The organism is Microbacterium sp. NPDC089695, from assembly GCF_044749085.1.
Classification (GTDB): Bacteria; Actinomycetota; Actinomycetes; order Actinomycetales; family Microbacteriaceae; genus Microbacterium.
The window spans coordinates 77,366-103,104 of sequence record NZ_JBIVHG010000003.1 but is presented as its reverse complement, the minus strand read 5'-3'; the positions used below and the strand labels follow the sequence as shown (position 1 = coordinate 103,104).

The following is a 25,739-nucleotide window of genomic DNA, read 5'->3' as shown; positions in this document are numbered from 1 at the left end:
TTCCGGCACCTGGCAGGATGGAAGCCACGTCACGACAGTGCGGTCAGCACGGGAGAAGGGGAGGACGATGTCTCGGCAGCGCCAGGACCAGCTCCTCTCGACCCTGCTGCGGCGAGGCAGCTGGGCGACCGCGTCGAGCCTCGCCGATCAGCTCGGGGTGACGCCCCGGAGCATCCGCTCCTACGTCGCCGCGCTCAACGCGCGCACCGCCGACGCCGCCGCGATCGAATCTGGCCCTGCCGGCTACCGTGCCGGCGCGAGCGCACGCGAGGCGCTCCGCGCGCGGCAGGGCGGCGAGTCCGCACCGCGTGATCGCCTGCACGCGCTGGTGCGCGCCCTCCTCGACGACCCCGACGGCATCGACGTGTTCGGCATGGCGGAGCGGCTGCACGTCAGCGAGGCCACACTCGAAGCGGATCTCGCCCGCGTGCGCACGCTCCTGGACGACAGCGGTCTCGCCCTCGAGCGCGACCGCGAGGTCGTTCGGTTGCGCGGCGACGAGACGGCGCAGCGCCGGTTGCTCTCCCGCCTCGCGCACGATGAGATGGATGCCGCGTCGTTCCACCCCGAGACGTTCCGCCGGGCGCTCGCCGGGAGTGCCGTGCCCGCGCATGCCGTGGGGCCGTTCAAATCGGAGCTCGTGCGCGAGCTCGGAGGTCTGGGCTACTACGTCAACGAGCTCGCGATCTCCGACGTGCTCCTGCACATCGCGATCGCCGCCGACCGGGTGGCCGCCGGTCACGCGCTCGAATCCACCGCGGCCGGCGCACGTCCGGAGATCCCCGCCGTGGGGTCTGTGATCGCCCGGCTCGCCGAGCAGCACTTCGCGGTGGCCCTCGGCCCCGGCGACAGCGGACACCTGGCCTCCCTCGTGCTCACGCGCATCGTCGCGCCGGGGCAGGACGCGACGCGCGAGGTGGCTCGCAGCGGCGTCGACCCCGCGGTCGAATCCGCGGTGCGCGAGGAGATCGCCCGCGCCGCGGAGGACTTCCAGGTCGACCTCCTCGACGAGACGTTCGTGCTCCGACTCGCGCTGCACGTGCAGAATCTGCTGCGCCGGGCCGAGGAGAGCGCCCTCACCCGCAACCCGCTCACGCGCTCGCTGAAGACCTCGTACCCGATGATCTTCGAGGTCGCGGTGTCGATCGCGAGCGGGCTGCACGACAGGCTCGGCACGCCCATCCACGACGACGAGATCGCCTACATCGCGATGCACGTCGGCGGGCGGCTGGAGCGCAGCCGCAAGGCGGAGTCGATCCTCACCGCCACGATCGTGTGCCCGGGGTACTACGAGCTGCACGAGTTGCTGCGGTCGAGCGTGGACCGCTCTCTGGGCACGGCCATCGAGGTCACGAGCGTCGTCACGAACGTCGACCCGGACTGGTCGTCGTTCGACACCGACCTCGTGCTCAGCACGATCGAGCCCGGGGCATCGGGCGATCGGTTCGTGCGCATCCAGCCGTTCCTCACCGACGCCGACGTCGACCGCATCCAGCAGGCGGCCGGCCGTGTGCGCCGCGCGCGACGACTGGCGCGCCTGCGCACGGAGCTCGCCCGCTACTTCGTCGCCGAGGCGTTCGTCTCCCCGCTCCCCGACGAGGGGGAGGAAGCGATCATCCGACGTCTGGGCGGTCTGCTCGCCGACGCGGGGCTGATCGGCGAGGACTACATCGACAACACGATCGCTCGCGAGCGGATGTCGTCGACGGCGTTCACCGACTCGCTGGCCGTGCCGCACGCACTGCAGATGACGGCTTCGCGCACCGCGATCGCGATCGGGGTCGCCGACGGCTCGGCCGCGTGGGGCGAGGGGCGCGTGCAGGTCGTCGCCCTCGCCGCCTTCAGCGAGGGCGACCGCGCCGCGTTCCAGACCGTGTTCGAGCAGCTCGTCGAGGTGTTCAGCGAACGCGACAGCGTGCAGCGCATCGTGCGCCGAGGCACATCGTTCGAGGCGTTCCTCGACGAGCTGGTCGCCGTGATCGACGGCTGACCGGGCGGGAACGGATGGCGGCGTTGTATTCCGTCATGCCGTCATATGAGGAAGATTCTCGTTCTTTTGGTGGAAGTCAGCATCTAATCTGACCGACGAGGAGAGCGTCGCGAGAAGTCCGCGGCACCGCAAGATGTCGCGCTGTAGCTGCCGCGTCGACGGCTCTCTGGATCTCAGTGTCCGATGAGGAGAACCGATGAAGAGTGGAAACGACGTTGTGCGGGTGGCCTGCGCCCTGTTGATGACCGTCGCGCTCGTCGCGAACGGAGCCTCAGCCGCTAACGCTCAGGACACGACAGTGTCTGAGGCTCTCGACAGTGCGCCGATGAGCGAAGGCGTCCTGAACGGCCAAGAGGAGAGTCTGGCGCTCGAACTGTCAAGTGGTGAAGGAGACCTCGTCGCAATCAATGATGGTGTGCAGGAGGCGCGAATCTCCTACGACCTCGACTCAGGGGTGGCGTTGACCATCACCGCGCAAGACGACGCGAGCTCCGCGGGGGTGGAAACCACGGCACAGGTTCTCGATGATGAGAGCGCACGGCTCCTCAGCGTCTTCACGAACCCGAGTGACACTCTGGTGATGAACTACACGACCGAGATCCCAGACGGTTGGGTTCCCCAACTTCGCGCCGACGGTGGTGTGGACATCGTTCCGGGTGCCGTCCTTCGCGAGGGTCTGCGGGCCAACGGTCTGAGTGGCGAGTTCGTCCTCGCCACCGTCGATGCTCCGTGGGCGGTCGACGCAGCAGGCCAGGACGTCGAAACGTACTTTGAGATCAACGACGAACAGCTCCACCAGATCGTCAAGCCCGGCCAGGATGCCGTTTATCCGATCACCGCTGATCCCAGAGTTGTCGGACACGGGTACTACTTCTCGATCCACTACAGCAAGAAGGAAACCCGGGGCATGCGCGACACCGGCGCCGTCGTCGGGTTCATCCTCGCGGCTGGTGCCGCGATCGCAGCTCTACCTGGTGGTGTGGCCATCGCAGCCGTCCTATACACCGTTGGCGCAGGAGCGGTAGCGGCTATCGCAACGGTCGCGGGCAACGCATCTGGTGAGGACAGATGTCTGAAGCTGGATGTGCCGTCTTTCATTCCCACGAGCGTCAGGTGTTAGTGGGGTGAGCATGCTCTGGATGATGATGTCTGCGATGCTCTTCCTGGTCGTCTTCTTCTCGATCACCGCGCGATCGCGCAATAAGAAAAAGAACAAGCGACTGCCGAATCTCGACGAGTGACCGCATCACCGCAGATGCCCCGCGGGTGCGGTGAGGTCGTCTGTCAGCGAGATGGGTCGAGTACCCCCGCGAGCGTGTCGAGCACGGCATCCGCTCCTGCCGACTCGGCGGTCTCGAGCACCACCGCATCGCCCTTCGCGAGTGCGAGATCCATGATCGCGAGGACACTGCTGAGGTCGACCACGACGCCGCTGGACGTCTGCAGCGTCACGGTGTCGCGGTGCGCCTGGACGACCCGCACGAGCTCGGCCACGGGGCGGGCGTGCACGCCGTTGTGGACGCTGATCACGACGTGTCGGCGGGGCATGACAGCGCCTAGGACCTCTCGTCCAGCAGCTCGCGCACGGCCGATTCCAGCTCGTCGACCGCCTGCGCGGCGTGCGCGGACGAGTCGCCGGCCGCGTCGATGTAGACCTTGAGCTTCGGCTCGGTGCCACTCGGGCGCACGATGATGCGCGAGCCGTCGGCCAGCCGGTAGCGCAGCACATCGCCCGAGGGCTGCCCCTCCGCCGCCTGCAGCAGGTCCTCGGCTGCGGCGACCGCTCGGTCGCCGAACCGGGTCGGAGGCAGCGTGCGCAGCGACAGCATGACCTTCCCGATGATCGACAGGTCGTCCACGCGCACCGACACCTGACCGCTCGCGAAGTGGCCGTAGGTGTCGCCGAGCTCCACGAGCAGGTCGGCGAGCGAGGCGCCGCGCGCGTGGGCCTCCGCAGCGAGGCCGAGGATCGCGACGACCGCGGAGATGCCGTCCTTGTCGCGCACGGTCTCGGGGTTCACGAGGTAGCCGAGCGCCTCCTCGAAGCCGAACACGATGCCCGGGGCGCGCGAGATCCACTTGAAGCCGGTGAGCGTCTCGTGGAAGTCGAGTCCGTGGCGCGCCGCGATCGCGCCGAGGCCGGGCGACGAGACGAGCGAACAGGCCAGTGAGGCGCCGGGCGTCCCGGCAGCGGCGCGTGCGGCGCGAGCGCCGAGCAGCAGACCCACCTCGTTGCCCGTGAGCCGTCGCCAGCCGCCCTCGACGGACGCGTCGGGAACGGCGACGGCCAGGCGGTCGGCGTCGGGGTCGTTCGCGAGGATGAAGTCCGCCTGCACGCGCTTCGCGCGCGCGAAGGCCAGATCCATCGCCCCGGGCTCCTCGGGGTTCGGGAACGACACGGTGCGGAAGGTCGCGTCGGGCTGCAACTGTTCGCCCACGACCATCGGCTGCGGGTATCCGGCCGCCTTCACGATCGCCGAGACGGTCTCCCAGCCCACGCCGTGCATCGCCGTGTAGACCCAGCGCAGGCCCGACGCGGACTCGGGCGCGGGAGAGACGGCCGCGGTTGCGGCGACGTAGGCGGCGACCACCTCTTCGCCCGCGAGCTCGTACGCGGTCGAGCGGGGGAGGGCCGACACGTCTCCGGCATCCGCGACCCGCTGGATGTGCGCCGCGATGGCCGCGTCGGCCGGGGCGACGATCTGCGATCCCTGGTCGTCTCCGCCCAGATAGACCTTGTAGCCGTTGTCGTTCGGCGGGTTGTGCGAGGCCGTGACCATGACCCCCGCATCGGCGCCGAGGTGGCGCACCGCGAACGCCAGCACGGGCGTCGGCAGCAGACGGGGGAGGAGGATGGCGCGCAGGCCCGCGCCCGCGAAGATCTCGGCGGAGTCGGTCGCGAACACACGCGAATTACGACGTCCGTCGTATCCGATCACGACCGTCGGCGCCGCGCCGGCCGCCCGCTCGCGCAGGTAAGCGGCGAATCCGGCGGCGGCCTGTGCCACGAGCACGCGGTTCATGCGGTTGCTGCCGGCGCCGAGAGCGCCGCGCAGTCCGGCCGTGCCGAACGCGAGCCTGGCGCCGAACCGGTCGTCGAGATCGGTCGACGCGGCCTCGTCGCCGTTCCCGGCGCGGGTGATCAGGCCTGCGAGCTCGTCGCGGGTCTCGTGGTCGGGGTCCTGGCGCATCCATGCGCGCGCCTGTGCCAGGCGCTCGTCGTTCACAGCGCCTCGACCACTCGGGCGAGCAGCGCGGAGATGACCGGCTCGGCCTCGCGGCCCGCCTCGATCACCTCCGCATGGCTCAGCGGCGTCTTCTGGATGCCGGCGGCGAGGTTCGTGATGAGGGAGAACCCGAGAACCTCCATGCCGGCCTCGCGGGCGGCGATCGCCTCGAGCGCGGTCGACATGCCGACGATGTGACCGCCCATGTGCTTCGCCATCTGGACCTCGGCGGGCGTCTCGTAGTGGGGTCCGCGGAACTGCGTGTACACGCCCTCGTCGAGCGTGGGGTCGATCGTGCGTGCGATGTCGCGCAGGCGCGTCGCGTACAGGTCGGTGAGGTCGACGAAGGTCGCGCCCTCGAGGGGCGAGTCCGCGGTGAGATTGATGTGGTCGCTGATCAGCACGGGCTGTCCGGGCTTCCAGGTCTCGCGCACGCCGCCGGCGCCGTTCGTGAGGACCATGATCTTCGCACCCGTGGCGGCGGCGGTGCGGACGGAGTGCACGACCCTGCGCACTCCGTGGTTCTCGTAGTAGTGCGTGCGGGCGCCGATCACGAGCACGTTCTTGCCGCCGGGAGTGCGGATGCTCCGCAGAGTCCCGACGTGGCCTTCGAGCGCGGGCTTCGAGAATCCGGTGACCTCGGTCGCGGGGATGGTCGCGACGGTCTCGCCGATGATGTCGGCGGCCCTGCCCCATCCGCTGCCGAGCGTGAGAGCGATGTCATGGTTCTCGACGCCCGTGAGTCGGGCGATGTCGGCCGCGGCGGCTGCGGCGACCTCGCGCGGGTTCGCGGCCGGGTCGTCGAGAGGGTTGCTGTGGTTTTCAGGCATGGATCCACTCTAGGAAGGTGGACGGCCGGGGGCCAGGATTGCGGAAGAATGGAGACCATGTCTTCCACCCCTTTCGAACGCACTCAGCGCGTCGCCGTGCTCGGCGGCGGTCCCGGCGGCTACGAGGCGGCCCTCGCCGCCGCCCAGCTCGGAGCCGAGGTGACCCTGGTCGAGCGCGTCGGGGTCGGCGGCGCCGCCGTGCTGACCGACGTCGTGCCGTCGAAGAGCCTCATCGCCACCGCCGACGCGGCCGTCGCGATCTCCGAGGCCTCCGACCTGGGGGTGCAGTTCTACGCGAAGGGCGACCACGGCAAGCCGCTCAAGCCCGAGATCGCGATCAACCTCGCCGCCGTCAACAAGCGTCTGATCGCGCTCGCCGGCCAGCAGTCCGAGGACATGCGGGCGACGCTGCTCGAGGCGGGCGTGCGCATCCTGTCGGGTCACGGACGGCTCGAGGGCCCGAACGCGATCATCGTCTCGACCGGCCAGGGCGGCACGGACTTCGACCGCGTCGAGGCCGACACCATCGTCGTGGCCGTCGGCGCGTCCCCGCGCGAGCTCGACTCGGCCAAGCCCGACGGCACGCGCATCCTCACCTGGACCCAGCTGTACGACATGAAGGCGCTGCCCGAGCATCTGATCGTCGTCGGATCCGGAGTCACGGGTGCCGAGTTCGCCTCCGCCTACATGAATCTGGGCGCCAAGGTCACCCTGGTGTCGAGCCGCGAGCAGGTGCTCCCCGGTGAGGACCAGGATGCCGCGAAGGTGCTCGAGAAGGTCTTCAAGCGCGGCGGCATGGAGCTGCTGTCGAAGGCCCGGGCCGAGAAGGTCGAGGTGATCGACGACGGCGTCCGCGTGACGCTCGCCGACGGTCGCACGGTCGAGGGCAGCCACTGCCTCATGGCGGTCGGATCGATCCCGAACACGAAGGGCATCGGTCTCGAGGAAGCGGGCGTCGAGCTCACCGAGCAGGGCAACATCCGCGTGAACCGCGTGGCCCGCACCTCGGTCCCCAACGTGTACGCGGTGGGCGACTGCACGAACTTCTTCCCGCTCGCCTCCGTGGCGTCGATGCAGGGCCGCACGGCCGTGTTCCACGCGCTCGGCGACATCGTGATCCCGCTCGAGCTCATCAAGATCACGTCGAACATCTTCACGGCGCCCGAGATCGCGACCGTGGGCTACTCGCAGAAGGACGTCGAAGACGGCGTCGCCGACGGACTGGTCTACAAGCTGCCGCTCGCGGCGAACCCGCGCGCCAAGATGATGGGCATCAAGGACGGCTTCGTCAAGCTCATCGCCCGCAAGGGCTCCGGCACCGTGATCGGCGGTGTGATCGTCGCGCCCAAGGCCTCGGAGCTGATCTACCCGATCGCGGTCGCCGTCGAGCGCCGGCTCACGGTCGACCAGGTCTCGCGCGTGTTCGCCGCGTACCCGTCGCTGTCGAGCAGCATCACGGATGCCAGCCGCGCGATGCACCTCGTCAACATCAGCTAGGCGCTGACGCAGACGACAAGGGCGCCCCACCGCGGTGGGGCGCCCTTCTGCTGTGTCGTGCGCGTCAGCTGATCGTGAGGAGCTGGTGCCCGGCCGAGACGGTGGCCCCGGCATCCGCGTTGATGTTGCCCACCACGCCGTCCTTGTGCGCCTGCAGAGGCTGTTCCATCTTCATCGCCTCGAGCACCACGACGAGGTCGCCCTTGACGACCTGCTGGCCCTCCTCGACCGCGATCTTGACGACCGTGGCCTGCATGGGCGACTTCACGGCGTCGCCTGATGCGCCGGCGTTGGCGGCGGTCGCGTGGCTGCGGCGCGACGGCGGCACGGCGGCGGGACGCCCGGCGGTGCCGGCGGCGACGGCCACGCGGTCGGGCAGGCTGACCTCGAGGCGCTTGCCGGCGACCTCCACGACCACGGTGTGACGACCGGCAGCGGCGGCGGGGGACTCCAGCTCGCCGTCCCATGCGGGGATGTCGTTGACGAACTCGGTTTCGATCCAGCGCGTGAACACGCCGAACTCGCCGTCCTCCGCGGTGAAGGCCGGGTCGTTCACGACCTTGCGGTGGAACGGCAGCACGGTGGGAAGGCCCGCGACCTCGAACTCCTCGAGAGCCCGACGCGAGCGCTCGAGAGCCTCGGCGCGGTCCTTGCCGGTGACGATGATCTTCGCGAGCAGCGAGTCGAAGGCGCCCGACACCGAGTCGCCGGCCGTCACGCCCGAGTCGAGACGGATGCCTGGACCGCCGAAGGTCTTGAAGACGTGGATCGGACCGGGCTGGGGCAGGAAGCCGCGGCCCGGGTCCTCGCCGTTGATGCGGAACTCGAAGGAGTGACCCGACGGCGCGGGGTCGTCGTAGTCGATCGTGCCGCCTGCGGCGATGCGGAACTGCTCGCGGACGAGATCGATGCCCGTGACCTCTTCGGAGACCGGGTGCTCGACCTGCAGACGGGTGTTGACCTCGAGGAACGACACGGTGCCGTCCGCGCCGATCAGGAACTCGCACGTCCCCGCGCCGACGTAGCCGACCTCCTTGAGGATCGCCTTGGACGCGGAGTAGAGCTGTGCGTTCTGCTCGTCGGTCAGGTAGGGGGCCGGGGCCTCCTCGACGAGCTTCTGGTGACGGCGCTGCAGCGAGCAGTCGCGCGTCGAGATCACGACGACGTTGCCCTCGGCATCCGCCAGGCATTGCGTCTCGACGTGACGCGGCTTGTCGAGGTACTTCTCGACGAAGCACTCGCCCCGGCCGAACGCCGCGACGGCTTCACGGGTGGCGGACTCGAACAGCTCCGCGACTTCGTCGAGCTCGCGGGCGACCTTGAGGCCGCGCCCGCCGCCGCCGTACGCCGCCTTGATGGCGATGGGGAGGCCGTACTCCTTCGCGAACGCGACGACCTCGTCGGCTCCGGCGACGGGGCCGGGGGTGCCCGGAGCGAGGGGTGCGCCGACCTTCTCGGCGACGTGGCGTGCGGTGACCTTGTCGCCGAGCGCCTCGATCGCCTCGGGGGAGGGGCCGATCCAGGTCATGCCGGCGCCGATCACGGCGCGGGCGAAGTCCGCGTTCTCAGCGAGGAAGCCGTAGCCCGGGTGCACGGCGTCCGCGCCGGCGCGGCGGGCGACCGAGAGGATCTTCTCGATCTGCAGGTAGGTCTCGGCGCTGGTCTCGCCCCCGAGGGCGTAGGCCTCATCGGCGAGTCGGGTGTGCAGCGCATCCCGGTCCTGGTCGGCGTAGACGGCGACCGAGGCGATCCCGGAGTCGCGAGCGGCACGGATGATGCGTACGGCGATCTCGCCGCGGTTGGCGATGAGCACCTTGGCGATAGCAGGCATGATTGCCAGCCTAGCGAGTGGACTCCCGATCGCTTTGACGACTCCCCACAAGAAAGCCGCAGAAACGTCGAAGGGACCCTACGACCAGAGATCGGTCCAGCGGACGTCGAGCTGGGCCGCCAGTCGGCGGATCGTCGAGAGCGACATCCCGACGACGGTCGAGGGATCACCCTCCACGCGTGTGATGAACGCACCGCCCAGGCTGTCGACCGTGAACGCGCCGGCCACGTGCAACGGCTCACCCGACGCGACGTACGCCGCGATCTCGGCATCCGTGATGTCGTCGGCGAACGTGACAGCCGCCTCGGCGGTCGCCGTCGCCTCGACGGGGGCGGTGCCGGGGGACACCCGGTACACGGAGTGGCCGGAGTGCAGGATGCCGGTCGCGCCGCGCATCTCGTGCCAGCGACGGGTCGCCTCCTCGGGGGTGTAGGGCTTGCCGTAGACCCGGCCGCCGAGCGCGAACATCGAGTCGCCGCCGATCACGAGTCCGTCGAAGGAGCCCTCGTCGGCGAGGCGCCGGGCCACGTCGGCCGCCTTCGCCCGGGCGAGCAGGAGCACCAGGTCGGCCGGAGGGAGCGCGGCTCCGCGCTCGGCGGCTGCGGCCGCGGCCACGGCGTCCTCATCGACGTCGGGGGACTCCGTGAGGGGTTCGATGCCGGCCTGGCGCAGCAGCATGAGGCGGGCGGGCGAGGTCGAGGCGAGGCAGACGCGCATGTGCACCACCGTATCCTCGAAGGATGACTTCCTCCTCTGACCTGCTCGATCTGGACATCACCGGCATCGCGCACGGCGGTACCTTCGTCGCCCGTCATGAGGGGCGCGTCGTGTTCGTGTCGGACGCGATCCCCGGCGAGCGGGTGCGCGCCCGCCTGGACGCCGACTCGACGGGCGCCTCGAAGAGCTTCTGGCGTGCCGAGACGGTCGACGTGCTCGAGCCGTCGCCTCACCGCCGGTCGCACATCTGGGCGGAGGCCGACGTCGCGCACGCCCCCGAGTCGCGTCCCGGCGGCGCTGACCTCGGCCACATCGACCTCGCGCACCAGCGCGTCCTGAAGCGGCAGGTGCTCGCGGAAGCGCTCGACCGCTTCGCGGGCGGCGGCCTCGAGGTGCCCGCGATCGAGGCGGTCGACTCGTCGGACGGCACGGGATGGCGCACCCGCGTCACCCTGCACGTCGACGACGACGGTGCCGTCGGTCCCTACGCTGCTCGCAGTCACCGCGTCATCCGGGTCGGCGCGCACCCGCTGGCGAGGCCGGCGATCGCGGCGGCCGCCCTCGACCTCGCTGGCGGCCGTCCGGGGAGCATCGATCTGGTCGAGCCGGCCGACGGCGAGGTGCGCATCCTCCGCCGCGATCGGCACGACGAGCGTCCCGCACGTGGGCACGGTCGCCGGCCCGCCCCCGAGATCGTGTACGAGACGGTGGGGGATCGTCGCTTCCAGCTCGACGCGGGAGGGTTCTGGCAGGTGCATCCGCGCGCCGCCTCCGTGCTCGACGCCGCGGTCTACGGCGTGCTCGACGGGCACGTCGACGCCTCCGAGACGCACTACGACCTGTACGGCGGTGTCGGCCTCTTCTCCGCGACCCTGGGCGATCTTGGCGGCACCGACGTCGTCACGGTGGAATCCAGCAGGCGCGCGACCGCTCACGCGGCCGAGAACCTCGCCGCGCTCGATGTCACGGCGGTCACCGCCCGGGTCGACCGCTACCTCGCCGGCCTTCCGGCGACCGCCACGGCCGGAGCCGTGGTGCTCGATCCGCCTCGAGCGGGCGCGGGCCGAGCCGTCGTCGAGGCGCTGCACCGGCTCTCGCCCGATGCGATCGCCTACGTCGCCTGCGATCCGGTCGCGCTGGCCCGGGATCTCGGCACGTTCCGCGAGCTCGGCTGGCAGGTCCCGACGTTGCGCGGTTTCGATCTGTTCCCGCACTCCCATCACTTCGAGGTCGTCGCGCTGCTCACGCGCTGACCGCCCGCGCTCGCTCCTGATTCGGAATCAGTAGGCTGGGCGCATGAGCAGGGTCGCACTGATCGACGATCACGAGTCCGTCCGTCTGGGTCTCGAGGCCGCGTGCGCGCGTGACGGGGCGCAGACCGTCGTCTTCTCCGGCAGCACGGTCGGCTCGTACCTCGACTGGCGCGCGTCGACGTCTGCGGCACCTGCCGACGTCGTCGTGCTCGATCTCACTCTCGGTGACGGCACGACGGTGACCGAGAACGTCCGCTCCCTCGTCGCCGACGGCGCGAGCGTCGTGATCCACAGCGTCGCCGATCGTCCGGCCGCCGTGCGCGAGGCGCTCGTCGCCGGTGCCGCCGGCGTCGTGAGCAAGTCCTCCGCCCTCGACGACGTGCTCGACGCGATCCGCACGGTGGCGCAGGGCGATCCCCTCAACAATGTCGAGTGGGCGAGCGCGGTCGATGGCGACCGGGAGTTCGCGGACGCCCAGCTCTCCTCGCGCGAGCGCGAGGTGCTGCGTCTCTACGCGACCGGGCTGCCGCTCAAAGCGGTGGCCGAACGTCTCGGCGTGGCTTACTCCACCGCCAAGGAGAACATCACGCGCATCCGTGTGAAGTACGTCGACGTCGGGCGCCCCGCGCCGACCAAGGTCGACCTGCTGCGGCGGGCCATGGAAGACGGCATCGTCGCCGCCGACGGGGCCCCGAGTGCCCGCTGACCAGCTCAGCATCCGTGAAGCCTGGAGCAAGATCCCCTCTCCGGGCAGCGTGGAGACCGAGTTCGAGCGCTTCACCGGGACGCGGATGGAGCGGATCCTCGCGACCGTGGTCGCGATCGGATCCGCTGTCCTGGGCACACAGGCTCTGATCGCCGCATTGGCGACCACGTCATGGAGCGACGGCCCCCGCGTCGCGACGCTCCTCGCGGTGTACATCCCGCTCGCGGCGATGCTCGTCGGGTGCGTGATCGGCCGGGCGGTGCGCCTGGCCTCGGGTCTGTTCGCCGTCGTCTACGTGATCGCGCTCGGCGCCTGGCCGAGTCTCGTCGGCCCCGACGCCTCGGCGGCGGATCAGCCGTGGATCTTCTTCCTCGTGAACGTCGGGGTCGTCGCCGCGATGCTGGCTTTCCCGCTCTGGCTCCAGTTCGCGTGGGCCGTGGGTCTTCCGTTCGTGTACGGCTACGTGCGTCTCGTGGAGGGAGCGTTCGCGCGCGATTTCTGGGTCACGACCGCGTTCGACGTGTCGTTCACCCTCATCCTGGGCATCGTCATCATCTCCCTCGGGTGGATGTTCCGGTCGGTGGCCGCGGGCGTGGATGAGGCCCGGGCGCGCGCGGTGGCGTCCTACGCGGATGCCGCGGCCGCCGCGGCTGCGGAGGAGGAGCGCGTCGCGATGTCGGCGCTCATGCACGACAGCGTGCTCGCGGCGCTGATCGCCGTCGAGCGGGCAGAGGGCGACCGTGCGCGCGACCTCGCGGTCGGGATGGCACGTGAGGCCCTGACCCGGCTCGCGAACACCGAGGCCGCGGTGGCGCAGGAGGGCAGCGACGAGCCGATCGGTCTCGCGCAGATCGTGGTCGAGCTGCGCCGCGCGCTGTCGGAGCTCGGAGCCGATGCGCTCGTCGAGGAGCGCGGCGGCGTGGGGCTGATCCCCGGCCGCGCGGCGCGGGCGCTGGTGCTCGCGGCGCGGCAGGCACTCGGGAACGCCGTGACGCACGCCCACGGACGCGGCCTGCACATCGTGGCGGAGGGGCGTGGCGACGAGGGCGTCCTCGTCACGATCTCCGACACCGGGCCCGGATTCGACCTCGAGGCGATCGGCGCCGATCGCCTCGGTATCCGCGCGTCGATCCTCGCCCGCATGGCCGGCGTCGCCGGCACCGCGAAGATCGACTCGCATGCGCACGGTACGACCGTCGAGCTCGGGTGGGAGGCATCGTGAACCGGACGGTGCGCAGTGTGGCGACCTCGCTCGCGGTCGGGTTCGCGATGTACTTCGCCGCGCGCGGCGTGTGGTGGATCGAGCAGCCGACCGGTCCGCTGCTCATGGTGGCGGCGATCGGTCTGTACCTCGTCGTCGTGAACGCCGCGATCCTCTGGGATTCCGCTGTCGCGGTGAGGATGCCGCTGTGGACGGCGCTGGTCGCCCTGGTCTCGACGGCGCTCATCCCCGCGCTCGTGACGCTGTCGCTGGATCCCGCGACGCTCCGTGCTCCCTTCGCGACCTGGTACATCGGAGCGCTGGGACTGCTCGGCGTCGTGTGCGTGGTCCGGCGTCGATTCGTGATCGGATGGCTGAGCGTCCTCGTCCTGATCGCGGCGTCCTCCCTCGCCCTCGGGTTCCTCAGCGCGCTCTCCCTCGGGTTGGTCGGATCGATCATGTGGGTCGCCGTCGCTCACCTTCTCGTCATGTTCTGGGACAGGGCCGTGCGCGACACGGAGCGCCTCGCCGGCATCCAGCAGGCCGTCTCCGCGTGGCATGCGACGCAGCAGGTGCGCCAACAGGAGCGGCGCCTGCGCACGCAGTTCGCGCTCGCCGTGGCGGGCCCCGTGCTCGGCAGGGCGGTCGCGACCCGCGGAATGCTCGACGACGACGAGCGCCTCGAGGCGCGTCTCGCCGAGGGGCGGCTTCGTGACGAACTCCGTGGTGCCGACCTCCTCAACGATGCGGTCCGGGACGCCATCGAGGATGCTCGGCGACGGGGAGCGGTGGTGACCGTGTTCGACGAGGGCGGGCTCGACGACGTGGGCGAATCGCGTCGGGCCGAGATCCGCGACGAGCTCGCGACCGTGTTGCGGGCCGGCGACGCCGAGCGGTGGATCATCCGCGCCTCTCGCGATCCTCGGACGGCCGTCACGGTCGTCGGGCGTGCGGCGGCCGGTGCGTCGAGCGACGACGACGCCGTCGACGTCTGGCTCGAGATCCCCCGCGCGCCGACCGAGTGACTCTTCTCCTCGACTCCGGCCGGGGGAGGTGGCCGGAGGCGAGGGGAGAAGAGAATGGGCGAGGGGCGGCGAAGCCGCCCGCCCCTCGCCGCGCGGAACAGTTACCCGAAAACCGTCCGCAGGAGACCGGTCTGCGTCTGTCTACCCTGGGACAGAGAGACCAGCCGAACGCGAAGCGTCTCCTCAAGTCTCGGGGTTAATCACGTCGTTGTCTGTAGGTATTTTGGGGGACACGGAAATCGCGCGTGTGCGAGATGATGAGGCATGGTCATGCGGCGCGGAACCAACCTTCCCCGGATGGGGGATTTCAATCAATCCGTCATCCTCGAGGCGATTCGGCGGTCCGGTGAGGGGCTGAGCCGGATCGAGCTGGTCGACGCGACCGGGCTCTCCGCGCAGACCATCACGAACATCACCCGCCGACTCCTCGACGAGAAGCTGATCGTCGAGGCCGGGCGCACGATCAACGGCCCGGGCAAGCCTCGGGTCACACTGCGGCTCGTCGCCGAGAGCCGCTACTCGGTCGGCGTGCATCTCGACCCCTCGGTCATCACGGTGGTGCTCCTCGACATGGCAGGCACCGTGGTCCACCGGCACGTCGTGCGGACCCCCGACCGCGATCCGCATCGGATCGTCGAGACCATCGCCCGCACGATCGAGGCGCTCATCCGCGACGCGGGGATCGATCGGTCGCGGGTCGCAGGCGCGGGGATCGCCGCCCCCGGACCGCTGGATGCCGAGCGGGGCACCGTGATCGATCCGCCGAAGCTCGACGGGTGGCGTCGCGTGCCTCTGCGTGCCGTGCTCGCAGAGGCGACCGGCTTCGACGTGACGCTCGAGAAGGACACCACCGCCGCCGCCGTGGGGGAGCAGTGGACCGGACGGTGGGATGCCGACCGGTCGTTCCTCTTCGTCTACCTCGGCACCGGCATCGGCACCGCGCTCGTGCGCGACAGCGAGGCGGTCCGGGGCAGCTCCCACAACTGGGGCGAGGTCGGCCACGTGATCGTGGATCCCGATGGGCCGGAGTGCTCCTGCGGGTCGCGGGGCTGCGTCGAGGTCGTCTGCACTCCGCAGGCGATCGTCGACCGTGCCGTCGCCGCCGGGGTCGAGGGAGTCGCCGAGGCGGACGGCGTAGAGGGGCGGTTCACGGCGCTGTGCGATCGGGCGACCGCAGGCGACGAGACGGCGCTGGGTGTGCTCCGCCGCGCAGCGGGTCACCTCGCCGTGCTGATCTCGTCGCTCACGAACGCACTCGACGTCGACCGAGTGGTGCTCGGCGGTCCGTTCTGGTCGCGCGTGTCCGATGTCTACCTGCGCGAGCTCCCCGGACTCCTGGAGCGACGCAATGCCACGCGGGCGCTCCGGACGCTTCCCGTCGACAGCACCGTGGTGGGTGACGACGTCGCTGCAGTGGGGGCCGCGTGCGTGGTGCTGGACGAGATCCTCAGCCCGCGTCCGTCGGATCTGTACCTCGATGACTGAATGATCCTGCAACCCGTATACCGGTATATCGGTCGAAACATCCGATCGGTATGTCCACTCGATGTACTATCGAAACGGATGCGATGACTGGGGTACCGAGGGGGAAGCCGTCACGCATTTACGACGGAGGCTGTCTGCGCGGTCCGTGAGCTGGGGGGCTCGCGGGCCCGCAGATTCAGCTGCCCGTCGCGCTCAGCCCGAGAACCGTCCCCAGGGGATGTCCCGACGGAGCGGCCTCCGCAGAGCGCGCTGGGTGCGGGTCCACGCCGAGACGCGCGGTTCGTCCGCCACGGCCTCCGCGGCCTCCTGCGCATAGGCGTCGCTGACCACGGCGATGAGCGCCGCCAGCTCCTCCTCCGTGGCGTTGCCGCGCGTGATCTCGATGGTCGGCGGCTCTGCGCCGACCATCGCGTCCCGGTCGTCCCGATCGGTCACAGCGGGATGTTCCCGTGCTTCTTGGGCGGCAGCTCCGCGCGCTTGCCGCGCAGCGCTCGGAGTGCTTTCGCGATCGACACGCGCGTGTTGGCGGGCTCGATGATGCCGTCGATCTCGCCGCGCTCGGCGGCGAGGAACGGCGAGGTGACGCTGTAGGTGTACTCGTTGGCCAGGCGCGTCCGCACTGCGGCGACGTCTTCGCCGGCCTCCTCGGCCTTCTTGATCTCGTTGCGGTACAGGATGTTCACCGCGCCCTGTCCGCCCATGACCGCGATCTCGGCCGTCGGCCACGCGAGGTTCACGTCGGCTCCGAGCTGCTTGGAGCCCATCACGATGTACGCGCCGCCGTACGCCTTGCGCAGGATGACGGTGACCAGCGGCACGGTGGCCTCGGCGTACGCATAGATGAGCTTGGCGCCGCGACGGATCACACCCGTCCACTCCTGGTCGGTGCCGGGGAGGTAGCCGGGCACGTCGACCAGGGTCACGATCGGGATGGAGAACGCATCGCAGAAGCGCACGAAGCGGCTGGCCTTCTCGCCGGCCTCGATGTTCAGCGTCCCCGCCATCTGCGAGGGCTGGTTCGCGATGATGCCGACCGAGCGGCCCTCGACGCGACCGAAGCCGATCAGGATGTTCGGTGCGAACAGCGGCTGCACCTCGATGAAGTCGCCCGCGTCCACGACGTGCTCGATCACCGCGTGCATGTCGTAGGGCTGGTTGGGGGAGTCGGGGATGATCGTGTTCAGCGAACGGTCGGCATCCGTGGTCTCCCACTCGAAGCCGCTCTCGTACCCGGGGATCTCCGCCATGTTGTTGTCGGGGAGGAAGCCCAGCAGGGTGCGCGCGTAGTCGAGCGCGTCGTCCTCGTCCTGTGCGAGGTAGTGCGCGACGCCCGAGCGGGTGTTGTGCGTGAGCGCGCCGCCCAGCTCTTCCATGCCGACGTCCTCGCCGGTGACCGTCTTGATGACGTCGGGGCCGGTCACGAACATCTGGCTGGTCTTGTCGACCATGATGACGAAGTCGGTGAGCGCGGGGCCGTACACGGCCCCACCCGCCGCGGGGCCCATGATGATCGAGATCTGCGGGATCACACCCGAGGATCGGGTGTTGAGGCGGAAGATCTCGCCGTACTTGCTGAGGGCGAGCACGCCTTCCTGGATGCGGGCGCCACCCGAGTCGAGGATGCCGATGATCGGCATCCCGTTCGTGAGCGCGAACTCCATGATCTTGATGATCTTGTCGCCGGAGACCTCGCCGAGCGAGCCGCCGAAGGTCGTGAAGTCCTGCGAGTAGACGGCGACCGTGCGGCCGTTGATGGTGCCGACGCCCGTGACGACCGAGTCGCCGTACGGGCGGTTGCGGTCCATGCCGAACGCGGTCGTGCGATGGCGCACGTACTCGTCGAACTCGACGAAGCTCCCGGGGTCGACGAGCAGCTCGATGCGCTCGCGGGCGGTCATCTTGCCCTTGGCGTGCTGCTTCTCCTTCGCGACCTTCTCGGCGTCGACAACGGCTTCGTTGTAGCGAGCGCGGAGGTCTGCGATCCTGCCGGCGGTGGTCGAGAGTTCGGGCTGTTCCGTCACGGATTCCACCCTATCGTCGCTCCGGCGCCGCTCGTTGGATGCTCGCTACAACGGCCCGCCGGATCCTTTGGCATGTCTCGTGAATGCGCCGCGTGACCCGTCAGTCGCGGCCGCTGTCGGCCGGTGCCGACCAGGAGCCGTCCGGCAGTGCGTGATCACCGGCCGCCTCGATCGCGGGAGTTTTGCTCCCGCGCCGACCACGCCCCACCGACGCGACCGTGCGCGCGGCCCAGCCCGCCCCGCGCGCGGCGGCCCCTGCGGCGCCGGCCACGGCGTTTCCGACGTACTGCGCGCCGTGCAGAATCCGCAGCTCCAGCTTCTCGGCGCCGTCGACGGGCTCGAGCTCGAGCGGGAGATCCACGGGGGCTGCGCCGAAGGCATGGTGGGAGGTCGTGAGCACGCGTCGGCCGAGGATGTGGTTGCCCGTGCCGCCGATCGCTGCTCCGACGCCGAAGGGCAGGGCCTTTCCGAGGAAGGACGCGCCGCCGCGCGCGGCGAACTGCTTCACGAACATGCTCTTGAGCCGGTCGACGAGAGGGCCGACGGCGGCGCGGGGGAGCGACGTCGTGATGAGCTCGCCCCAGTACGAGGAACGGGTGCCGCCGCGTCCACTGGCCTGTCCCGCGAGCTGCCCGATGAGGTCCACGCCCTCTTTGCCCAGCATCAGCGTCATGACGAGGGCCCGCGCACGATCGGGGTCGGAGACGGCGATGCCGTGCACCTCGGCGACCGATTGCGCGAACAGCGCGGTCGATTCGACGAAACCGACCGTCTCGACGCCGGAGAGGGCGAGCGTCACGCCCGTGCCGATCCCCGGGATGACGGCGGTCGCGCCCACGGCCGCGCCGCCCGTCGTGACGGCCGCGAGATATCGGCGCTCCAGGATGCGGATGATCTCCGCCGGGGTGGCCTGCGGGTGGCGCAGGCGGATGCTGCGGATGTGCGCGAGGACGAGAGGGCGCTGGATCGACAGCACGCGGTCGAGTCCGCGGACCATGAAGGGATGCTCGGTGGACCCGACCGGGGGCACACCCCTGTCCCAAGGGGCATCGTCGGGGAGGGAGTGGATCTTGTGCACCTTCGGGGCCATGCCCCCGATCCTAGGAACGTATGCCGCGAGAACGCCGAAAGCCCGGCCCCGTTGACGGGGCCGGGCTTTCGTGCAGTGGCAGGCGGGTCAGACGAAGAGGTTCGCCCGCTCCAGGTCTTCCGCGAAGTCCACCTCGACCGCGTAGAGGTCGGAGACGTCCATCGGCTCGAGCAGCACGCCGTCCTCGGCGATCGCGAGCTCGAGGCCGCGCTCGAAGTAGTCCTGGTCCTCGACGCGCTGCAGCTGGCGCATGAACGCCTTCTTGTGCGTCGACGAGATGTAGTTGATGCCCACGGCCTCGCCGAGACCGCCCTTGACCGTCTTCGACAGCTCCTTGATGAAGCCCTCGGCGGTCACGGTGTACTTGACCTCTTCGTCGCTCACCTTGGAGGTGTTGACGGTGACGAACGACTGGTCGCGCTCGATGTACTCGGCCGCACGGCCCAGGATCATCGGATCGAACACGACGTCGCCGTTCATCCACAGCACGCCCGAGCGGCCGGTCGCGCCGAGCGCGCGCAGCAGGCTCTTCGACGTGTTGGTCTCGTCGTAGCGCTCGTTGTGGACGTAGTTCGCGGTCGGGAACGCCTCGATGATGGTCTCGGCGCGGTAGCCCACGACCGTGGTGATGCGGGCGTCGGTGCCGAAGGCGGCGCGGATGTTGTCGTGCTGCTGCCGCATGATGGTGCGGCCGTCGCTGAGCTCGGTGAGCGGCTTCGGCAGCGCACGGCCGAGGCGCGAGCCCATGCCGGCTGCGAGGATGACGGTCTGAAGAGTCACGAGTGCTCCTAAGGATTAGGTGTTCACGGTCGGTTCACCGACCGGACACTTCGTCGTGCCGTGAGTCATGCTAGCGACAGAGCCTGGGAAGCTCCGGGGCGAGAGATGCCCGTTGCCATTTCGTGATCCAGTACACACCGAACACTCAGATTCGTCCAGGGGTTGACAGTCGGCGCCGCAATCGCGTCGTTCCGGGCGTTTTCTTACGATCGACGGAGGAATCGGCGCACCCCGTTGATACCGTAGGACGGTGACTGCTTCCCCCGACGACCGGACCGATCCGGCATCCGATGCCGTGACCCCGCCCGCGAAGAAGACGGCGGCGCGCACAGCGCGTTCCGGACGCGCCCCCGCGAAGAGCACGCCTGCGCGCTCCGCGGCGGAGCAGGCCGCCGCGACGGCGGAGGTGGTGGCCGAGCCGAAGCCCCGCGCGGGCGGCGCCGCGACGGGCTCTTCGAGCCCGCGGACCGCGTCGAAGAGCGCGCAGACCAAGAGTGCGGCGGCGAAGTCCGCGGCGTCGAAGTCCGCGGCGTCGAAGAGTGCAGCGTCGAAGTCCACGGCGTCGAAGAGTGCGGCGTCGAAGAGCGCAGCCGCGAAGTCCACGGCAGCGAAGACGGCGGCGGCGAAGTCCACGGCCGCCTCGTCCGCCGCGAAGGCCACCGCCGCCCGCACGACCGCGGCCAAGACCGCGGCGGCGAAGGCGGCGGCGGCGAAGTCCGCCGAGGCGACGACCACGGCGCGCACGACGGCCGCCCGCAGTTCCGCTGCGCGGACGGCCGCGGCGAAGAAGGCGGCGGCGACCAGAGCGGCGAAGGCGGCCGCGGCGAAGGCCGAGGCCGAAGCGCTCGCCGCGCAGGAGGCCGAGGCGCCCGCCGCCGAGGACGTCGAGATCTCGGCGTCGGAGCCGGCAGCGGCGACGGAACCGCCGGCCGATCAGGGGGCAGACGCCGTCGTGGCGCCTGCGGATCCTGAGCCCGCAGTCCTTGCGGAGACCGAGCCCGCCGACGCCGCCGACGCTCCCGACGCCGAGTCGGGAACGGCGGTCGTCGTCGATGACGTCGAAGAAGCGGCAGTCACCGCAGACGTCGCTGATGCCGCAGACGCCGCAGTCGCAGACGCTCCCTCCTCCGCGCCGGAGTCAGCGCCCGCGCCGTCCGTGGTCGCCGAGCCGGTCGTCGACCAGACCCCTGCCGATGACCGCTCCACGTCGGGGGAGTCCGCATCCGCCGTCGAGGCCATCCGCATCCGCGGTCTGGTGAAGACCTTCGGGGATCACACCGCCGTCGGCGGGATCGACCTCACCGTCCCGTCCGGTTCCTTCTACGGGATCGTGGGACCCAACGGGGCGGGCAAGACGACCACTCTCTCTATCGTCGCCGGACTCCTGCGCTCCGACAGCGGCGAGGTCGTGATCTGCGGCGTCGACCAGGCGGCGAACCCGCTCGCGGCCAAGCGCATGATGGGCGTGCTGCCCGATCGCCTGCGCACGTTCGACCGGCTCACCGGACGACAGCTGCTCTACTACTACGGCCTGCTCCGCGGACTCGCCTCGGATGTCATCGAGAAGCGCGTCGGCGACCTCGCCCGGGCGTTCGACCTCGGCGACGCCCTCGGTCGCGTGGTGTCGGACTACTCCGCGGGAATGACGAAGAAGATCATGCTCGCGGGAGCGATGATCCACTCGCCGCGCGTGCTGGTGCTCGACGAGCCGTTCGAATCCGTCGACCCCGTGTCGTCGGCCGTGATCCTCGACATCCTGCGCGCCTACGTCGCGCACGGCGGCACGGTGATCCTGTCGAGCCACGGCATGGACCTCGTGGAGCGCGTCTGCTCGCGGGTCGCGATCATCGTCGGCGGCGACGTGCTGGCCGAGGGCACGATCGATGAGGTGCGCGCCGGGCAGACGCTCGAGGCGCGGTTCGTCGAGTTGTCGGGCGGCATCAGCGAGGTGGAGGGGCTCGAGTGGCTGCACACGTTCTCCGACTGAGGGCGGCTCTGCTGATCGGATCGCTCCGCGGCGAGCGTCGGGTGCGGACGCTCCTCATGCTCGCCGTCGTGGTCGTGATCACGGTGCTCGTCTGCACGGCCGTCCTGAGCCTCGAGAGCGCGCACGTCGACGTCGCACGCACGGTCGTGGTGCTCGGCAGCGCCGCGCTGTTCCTCGGATTCCTCGTGGGACCGATCCTCGTCGGCGCGGTCGACCAGCTGGATCCGCGTCGATTCGCGGTGTTCGGGGTCGACGAGCGCCGGATGCCGGGGACTCTCGCGCTCGCGTCGATCGTCAGCGTGCCGAGCCTTGCCGTGATCGCGGTGCACGTCAGCGTGTGCATCGTCGCGGTGCGCCTCGGCGCCCCATGGCCCGCCGCTCTGGTGGTCACGATCATCGGCGCCCTCTCGACGATCCTCGCCGCGCGCGTGGGCATGGCGATCAACGCCCTGCTGCTGCCCGAGCGCCGCTCCCGCGAACTCACGGCGTTGTTCGCGCTCGCGGTGATCGTCGTGGCGTTCCCGGTCGCGGTGTTCCTCGCGTCCCTCAAGTGGGACGGCCAGGTCCCGGCGATCGTCGGCACCCTGACGACTGCCGTCGGCGTGACTCCGCTCGCCGCCGCTCCTCGCTTCCTGTTCGATGTCGCCGCGGGCGATGTCGCCGGCGCGTGGGTGAGCGGCCTCATGGCGGCCGCCACGGCCGCCCTCCTGTGGGTGCTGTGGTCGTGGCTCGTCCGGCGGCTCCTGACCACGACCGAGCGGCCCGTCGCCTCGCGCGAGCGCACGGGACTCGGCTGGTTCGGTCTGCTGCCGTCGAACGCGTTCGGCGCCATCGCCGCCAGGAGCCTCGTGTACTGGCTGCGCGACCGCCGGTACATCATGAACATCATCGTGGTCCCGGTCGCGGGCATCCTCACCGTGCTTCCCCTCGTGGTCGCGGGAGTGCCTCTGGAGATCGCCGCGCTCATCCCGGTTCCGGTCATGGCGCTGTTCTTCGGCTGGCTGCCGCACAACGACGTCGCCTACGACTCGACGGCCCTGTGGACGCACGTCGCGAGCGGTGTCCGCGGTGTGCCCGACCGTCTCGGTCGCCTCGTCCCCGTGCTGCTCGTCGCCCTGCCCGTGCTCGCGATCGCGGTGCCGCTCACCCTGCTGTCGATCGACGACTGGCGGCTGCTGCTACCTCTCGTCGGCGTCGGTGCCAGTCTGCTGCTCTCGGCGCTCGGTCTGTCGAGCATCGTGTCGGTCATCGCTCCCTACGCGGTCTCGCGCCCGGGGGACAGCCCGTTCCAGCAGCCGCAGCGTCCGACGTCGCGCGGTGCGTACGGCCCTGCGGCCGCGTTCCTCGGCGCGATCGTGCTCAGCGGGCCGACGATCTGGCTCTTCGCCCTCACGACGATCGAGGGCGCCGCATACGCTCCCGCGACGTTCTGGGTCGGTCTGTTCAGCGGCGTGGTCGTGCTCGCGCTCGGCGTGGTCATCGGCGGACGGATCTTCCAGCACGAGGGTGAACGGCTGATGGAGTTCGTCGAGACCGCATGAGGCCGCCCCACGGCATCCTCTCGCGACTAGACTCAGCGCATGAGTACTCCGCTGGACAGCCCCGATCAGGGCGGCGTGGCAACGCTTGATCGCGAACTGGAAGAGCTTCTCCGCGAGGAGAACCTCGAGCCGGGCGACCATGAGCGCTTCTCGCATTACGTCAAGAAGGACAAGATCCTCGAGTCCGCGATCACCGGCAAGCCGGTGCGGGCGCTGTGCGGCAAGAAGTGGACCCCGGGTCGCGACCCGGAGAAGTTCCCGATCTGCCCCACGTGCAAGGAGATCTACGAGTCGATGATGGGCTGAGGACGCTCCTCAGTCCGCGTCGACGAACACGGTGGGGATCGCCGGGTCCGACTTGCTGAGCGCCAGAGCGCGCACCGGCAGTTCCTCGCGCACGCGGAGGTGGTGCTCGCGAGCGGATGCCGTGCCCTCGGCGCCCTCGTACGACGCGTCGATGTCGCCGGCCTCCATGAAGGTCACCTGCAGAGCGCGGCCGTCCGGGTGATCGGCGGCCGTGTCGAGCCGCTCGAAGCCGTCGGAGACGACCACCGTCTCGGTGGTCGCGACGCCGTCGACGATCGTGCGGAACGCGGCCTTGCGCCCGCCGTGCGACGCCTTGTCGGTGGATGCCTTGGCGACGCCGACCCAGGAGCCGTCTGAGCCCTGCCGTGCCACGAGCTTGTAGACCATGCTCGCGGTGGGATAGCCCGAACCGGTGACGACCGATGTTCCCACGCCGTAGGCGTCGACGGGGGCCGCGGCGAGGGTCGCGATCGCGTACTCGTCGAGGTCGCTCGTGACCGTGATGCGCGTGCCGGTCGCGCCGAGCTCGTCGAGCTGTGCGCGGACCTCGGCCGCGACGATCGGCAGGTCGCCCGAATCGAGGCGCACTCCGCCGAGGCCCGTCCCTGCGACCCGGATCGCCGTCTCGACGCCGGTGCGGATGTCGTAGGTGTCGACGAGCAGGGTGGTGTCGACGCCGAGGCTCTCGATCTGCGAGCGGAACGCCTCCTCCTCGCTGTCGTGCAGCAGCGTCCACGAGTGCGCCGCAGTGCCCATCGTCGGGATGCCCCACTCCCGGCCCGCCTCGAGGTTGCTCGTGGCACCGAAGCCGGCGATGTACGCCGCGCGGGCGGCGGCGACGGCCGAGCGCTCCGCCGCCCGGCGCGACCCCATCTCGGCGAGCGGACGCTCTCCCGCGGCGATGCTCATGCGCGCGGCGGCCGTGGCGACCGCGCTGTCGTGGTTCAGCACGCTCAGCGCGAGGGTCTCGAGCACCACGGCATCCGCGAACGTGCCCTCGACCGTCAGGATCGGGGAGCCGGGGAAGTACAGCTCGCCCTCGCGGTAGCCGCGGATCGAGCCGGTGAAGCGGTAGTCCTCGAGATAGGCGAGCGATGCGGCATCGACGACGTCGTTATCGCGCAGGAAGCGCAACTCGTCGTCGCCGAAGCGGAAGTCGCGCAGCAGGGTGAGCAGGCGCCCGGTGCCGGCGACGACGCCGAAGCGGCGACCGCCGGAGAGCCGGCGGGAGAAGAGCTCGAACACGCTCGGCCGTGAGGCTGTTCCGTCGCGGAGAGCGGCGGCGAGCATCGTGAGCTCGTAACGATCGGTCAGGAGCGCCGTGGACGTCGTCATGCGCTCAGCATAGTGACGACCACGCCGTCGTCGGCGCGCGCGCCGGGGTGTGCGCGACTAGGCTGGGGAGTCATGAACGACGCGCCGATCGGAATCTTCGACTCCGGTGTCGGCGGGCTCACGGTGGCGAGGGCCATCCGGGCCCAGCTGCCCCGCGAGTCGTTCGTCTACATCGGCGACACCGCGCACTCGCCCTACGGCCCCAAGCCGATCGCCGATGTGCGCCGCTACGCGCTCGAGGTGCTCGACACGCTCGTCGACCAGGGCGTCAAGATGCTCGTGATCGCCTGCAACACGGCATCCGCGGCGATGCTGCGCGACGCGCGCGAGCGTTACGACATCCCGGTCGTCGAGGTCATCGCGCCCGCCGTGCGCCGCGCCGTCTCGACCACGCGCAACGGCCGCGTCGGCGTGATCGGCACGGTCGGCACGATCGGCTCGCGCGCCTACCAGGACATGCTCGAGGTGAACGAGCGGCTGTCGGTCTTCACGGCGGCGTGCCCCCGCTTCGTCGAGTTCGTCGAGGCGGGCATCACCGACACCCCCGAGGTTCTCGCGACGGCCGAGGAGTACCTCGCGCCGCTGCGGGATGCCGGAGTCGACACGCTCGTGCTCGGATGCACGCACTACCCGTTCCTGCGCGGCGCGATCAGCTACGTGATGGGCGAGGACGTGACGCTCGTGTCGAGCGACGACGAGACGGCGGGCGATGTGTTCCGCCAGCTCGTGCGCGGCGATCTGCTCGCCCCCGCCGACGCCGAGGCGTCGTACGTGTACGAGGCGACCGGCGCCTCGACGACCGAGTTCACCGGGCTCGCGAACCGTCTGATGGGCCGCGAGGTGCGCGACGTGCAGCTCGTGCAGACCGGCGTGATCACTCTGCCCGACGCCGTGCTCTGACGTCGGCATCCCTCTTC

General features: G+C 70.2%; 22 protein-coding genes. 12 read left to right on the top strand and 10 right to left on the bottom strand.

Annotated elements, in window-relative coordinates; all coding sequences use genetic code 11:
• Positions 1 to 67: 67 nt before the first annotated feature.
• Together ACIPYT_RS15085 and ACIPYT_RS15080 are read left to right on the top strand one after the other, a co-directional pair.
• Entirely contained in the window at positions 68 to 1,990 is a 1,923-nt protein-coding gene (locus tag ACIPYT_RS15085) for a BglG family transcription antiterminator (RefSeq protein WP_401075978.1), read from the top strand.
• A gap of 196 nt (positions 1,991 to 2,186) precedes the next feature.
• Positions 2,187 to 3,110 carry a hypothetical protein gene (locus tag ACIPYT_RS15080; RefSeq protein ID WP_401075975.1) on the top strand — a complete coding sequence of 308 codons (924 nt, stop codon included), beginning with the start codon at positions 2,187 to 2,189 and terminating at the stop codon, positions 3,108 to 3,110.
• Between the two features lie 164 nt (positions 3,111 to 3,274).
• On the opposite strand, the gene ACIPYT_RS15075 is transcribed toward ACIPYT_RS15080, so the two are convergent.
• The 3 genes from ACIPYT_RS15075 to ACIPYT_RS15065 are packed head-to-tail and all read right to left on the bottom strand — an operon-like array spanning position 3,275 to position 6,047.
• Positions 3,275 to 3,538 carry an HPr family phosphocarrier protein gene (locus ACIPYT_RS15075; RefSeq protein ID WP_401075972.1) on the bottom strand — a complete coding sequence of 88 codons (264 nt, stop codon included), beginning with the start codon at positions 3,536 to 3,538 and terminating at the stop codon, positions 3,275 to 3,277.
• Positions 3,539 to 3,546: 8 nt separating this feature from the next.
• The gene (locus ACIPYT_RS15070; protein ID WP_401075970.1) at positions 3,547 to 5,217 is read right to left on the bottom strand and encodes a phospho-sugar mutase; all 1,671 of its coding nucleotides are present in this window, start codon (positions 5,215 to 5,217) and stop codon (positions 3,547 to 3,549) included.
• Positions 5,214 to 6,047 (bottom strand): purine-nucleoside phosphorylase, encoded by an 834-nt coding sequence (locus ACIPYT_RS15065; RefSeq protein WP_401075967.1) that lies wholly within the window; start codon positions 6,045 to 6,047, stop codon positions 5,214 to 5,216. The genes ACIPYT_RS15070 and ACIPYT_RS15065 overlap by 4 nt, the downstream gene beginning before the upstream one ends.
• 48 nt (positions 6,048 to 6,095) lie before the next feature.
• Here ACIPYT_RS15065 and ACIPYT_RS15060 point away from each other — a divergent pair, with 48 nt between their 5' ends.
• Complete coding sequence (locus ACIPYT_RS15060) at positions 6,096 to 7,544, top strand: NAD(P)H-quinone dehydrogenase (protein ID WP_401075964.1); 1,449 nt, start codon at positions 6,096 to 6,098, stop codon at positions 7,542 to 7,544.
• A 64-nt stretch (positions 7,545 to 7,608) separates the two neighbouring features.
• Here ACIPYT_RS15060 and ACIPYT_RS15055 read toward each other — a convergent pair whose 3' ends face one another.
• Entirely contained in the window at positions 7,609 to 9,375 is a 1,767-nt protein-coding gene (locus ACIPYT_RS15055; RefSeq protein ID WP_401075961.1) for an acetyl/propionyl/methylcrotonyl-CoA carboxylase subunit alpha, read from the bottom strand.
• Positions 9,376 to 9,453: 78 nt separating this feature from the next.
• The gene (locus tag ACIPYT_RS15050) at positions 9,454 to 10,092 is read right to left on the bottom strand and encodes a Maf family protein (protein WP_401075958.1); all 639 of its coding nucleotides are present in this window, start codon (positions 10,090 to 10,092) and stop codon (positions 9,454 to 9,456) included.
• Positions 10,093 to 10,115: 23 nt separating this feature from the next.
• Between ACIPYT_RS15050 and ACIPYT_RS15045 the strand changes: the two genes are divergently transcribed.
• From ACIPYT_RS15045 to ACIPYT_RS15025, 5 genes are all read left to right on the top strand, one after another.
• A complete protein-coding gene (locus ACIPYT_RS15045; RefSeq protein WP_401075956.1) occupies positions 10,116 to 11,345 on the top strand; it encodes a class I SAM-dependent RNA methyltransferase in 1,230 nt (409 codons plus the stop codon).
• A gap of 43 nt (positions 11,346 to 11,388) precedes the next feature.
• Positions 11,389 to 12,051, top strand: a complete 663-nt coding sequence (locus tag ACIPYT_RS15040; RefSeq protein ID WP_401075953.1) for a response regulator — start codon at positions 11,389 to 11,391, stop codon at positions 12,049 to 12,051.
• The gene (locus ACIPYT_RS15035; protein WP_401075951.1) at positions 12,041 to 13,273 is read left to right on the top strand and encodes an ATP-binding protein; all 1,233 of its coding nucleotides are present in this window, start codon (positions 12,041 to 12,043) and stop codon (positions 13,271 to 13,273) included. Before ACIPYT_RS15040 ends, ACIPYT_RS15035 begins: the two co-directional genes overlap by 11 nt.
• Complete coding sequence (locus ACIPYT_RS15030) at positions 13,270 to 14,277, top strand: hypothetical protein (protein WP_401075948.1); 1,008 nt, start codon at positions 13,270 to 13,272, stop codon at positions 14,275 to 14,277. Before ACIPYT_RS15035 ends, ACIPYT_RS15030 begins: the two co-directional genes overlap by 4 nt.
• 297 nt (positions 14,278 to 14,574) lie before the next feature.
• On the top strand, positions 14,575 to 15,762 hold the full coding sequence (locus ACIPYT_RS15025; protein ID WP_401075945.1) for an ROK family transcriptional regulator: 1,188 nt from the start codon (positions 14,575 to 14,577) through the stop codon (positions 15,760 to 15,762).
• Between the two features lie 192 nt (positions 15,763 to 15,954).
• Here the strand turns inward: ACIPYT_RS15025 and ACIPYT_RS15020 are convergent, their stop codons facing one another.
• The 4 genes from ACIPYT_RS15020 to ACIPYT_RS15005 form a co-directional block, all read right to left on the bottom strand.
• Complete coding sequence (locus ACIPYT_RS15020) at positions 15,955 to 16,197, bottom strand: acyl-CoA carboxylase subunit epsilon (protein WP_401075942.1); 243 nt, start codon at positions 16,195 to 16,197, stop codon at positions 15,955 to 15,957.
• Positions 16,194 to 17,783, bottom strand: coding sequence for an acyl-CoA carboxylase subunit beta (locus ACIPYT_RS15015; RefSeq protein WP_401075939.1), 1,590 nt, complete (start codon positions 17,781 to 17,783; stop codon positions 16,194 to 16,196). Before ACIPYT_RS15015 ends, ACIPYT_RS15020 begins: the two co-directional genes overlap by 4 nt.
• A 100-nt stretch (positions 17,784 to 17,883) precedes the next feature.
• A complete protein-coding gene (locus ACIPYT_RS15010; protein WP_401075936.1) occupies positions 17,884 to 18,873 on the bottom strand; it encodes a hypothetical protein in 990 nt (329 codons plus the stop codon).
• 87 nt (positions 18,874 to 18,960) lie between these two features.
• On the bottom strand, positions 18,961 to 19,653 hold the full coding sequence (locus ACIPYT_RS15005) for an NTP transferase domain-containing protein (RefSeq protein ID WP_401075933.1): 693 nt from the start codon (positions 19,651 to 19,653) through the stop codon (positions 18,961 to 18,963).
• Between the two features lie 250 nt (positions 19,654 to 19,903).
• Between ACIPYT_RS15005 and ACIPYT_RS15000 the strand changes: the two genes are divergently transcribed.
• Genes ACIPYT_RS15000 through ACIPYT_RS14990 form a run of 3 tightly spaced genes read left to right on the top strand, consistent with a single transcriptional unit; the run spans position 19,904 to position 23,487 of the window.
• Positions 19,904 to 21,640, top strand: coding sequence for an ABC transporter ATP-binding protein (locus tag ACIPYT_RS15000; protein WP_401075930.1), 1,737 nt, complete (start codon positions 19,904 to 19,906; stop codon positions 21,638 to 21,640).
• Positions 21,616 to 23,181, top strand: a complete 1,566-nt coding sequence (locus ACIPYT_RS14995; protein WP_401075927.1) for a hypothetical protein — start codon at positions 21,616 to 21,618, stop codon at positions 23,179 to 23,181. Before ACIPYT_RS15000 ends, ACIPYT_RS14995 begins: the two co-directional genes overlap by 25 nt.
• Positions 23,182 to 23,220: 39 nt before the next feature.
• Positions 23,221 to 23,487, top strand: coding sequence for a DUF3039 domain-containing protein (locus ACIPYT_RS14990; RefSeq protein WP_017828506.1), 267 nt, complete (start codon positions 23,221 to 23,223; stop codon positions 23,485 to 23,487).
• A 9-nt stretch (positions 23,488 to 23,496) separates the two neighbouring features.
• Here ACIPYT_RS14990 and ACIPYT_RS14985 read toward each other — a convergent pair whose 3' ends face one another.
• Entirely contained in the window at positions 23,497 to 24,822 is a 1,326-nt protein-coding gene (locus ACIPYT_RS14985; protein ID WP_401075924.1) for a nicotinate phosphoribosyltransferase, read from the bottom strand.
• Positions 24,823 to 24,894: 72 nt separating this feature from the next.
• Between ACIPYT_RS14985 and murI the strand changes: the two genes are divergently transcribed.
• Entirely contained in the window at positions 24,895 to 25,722 is an 828-nt protein-coding gene (murI, locus tag ACIPYT_RS14980) for a glutamate racemase (RefSeq protein WP_401075921.1), read from the top strand.
• Positions 25,723 to 25,739 lie beyond the last annotated feature (17 nt).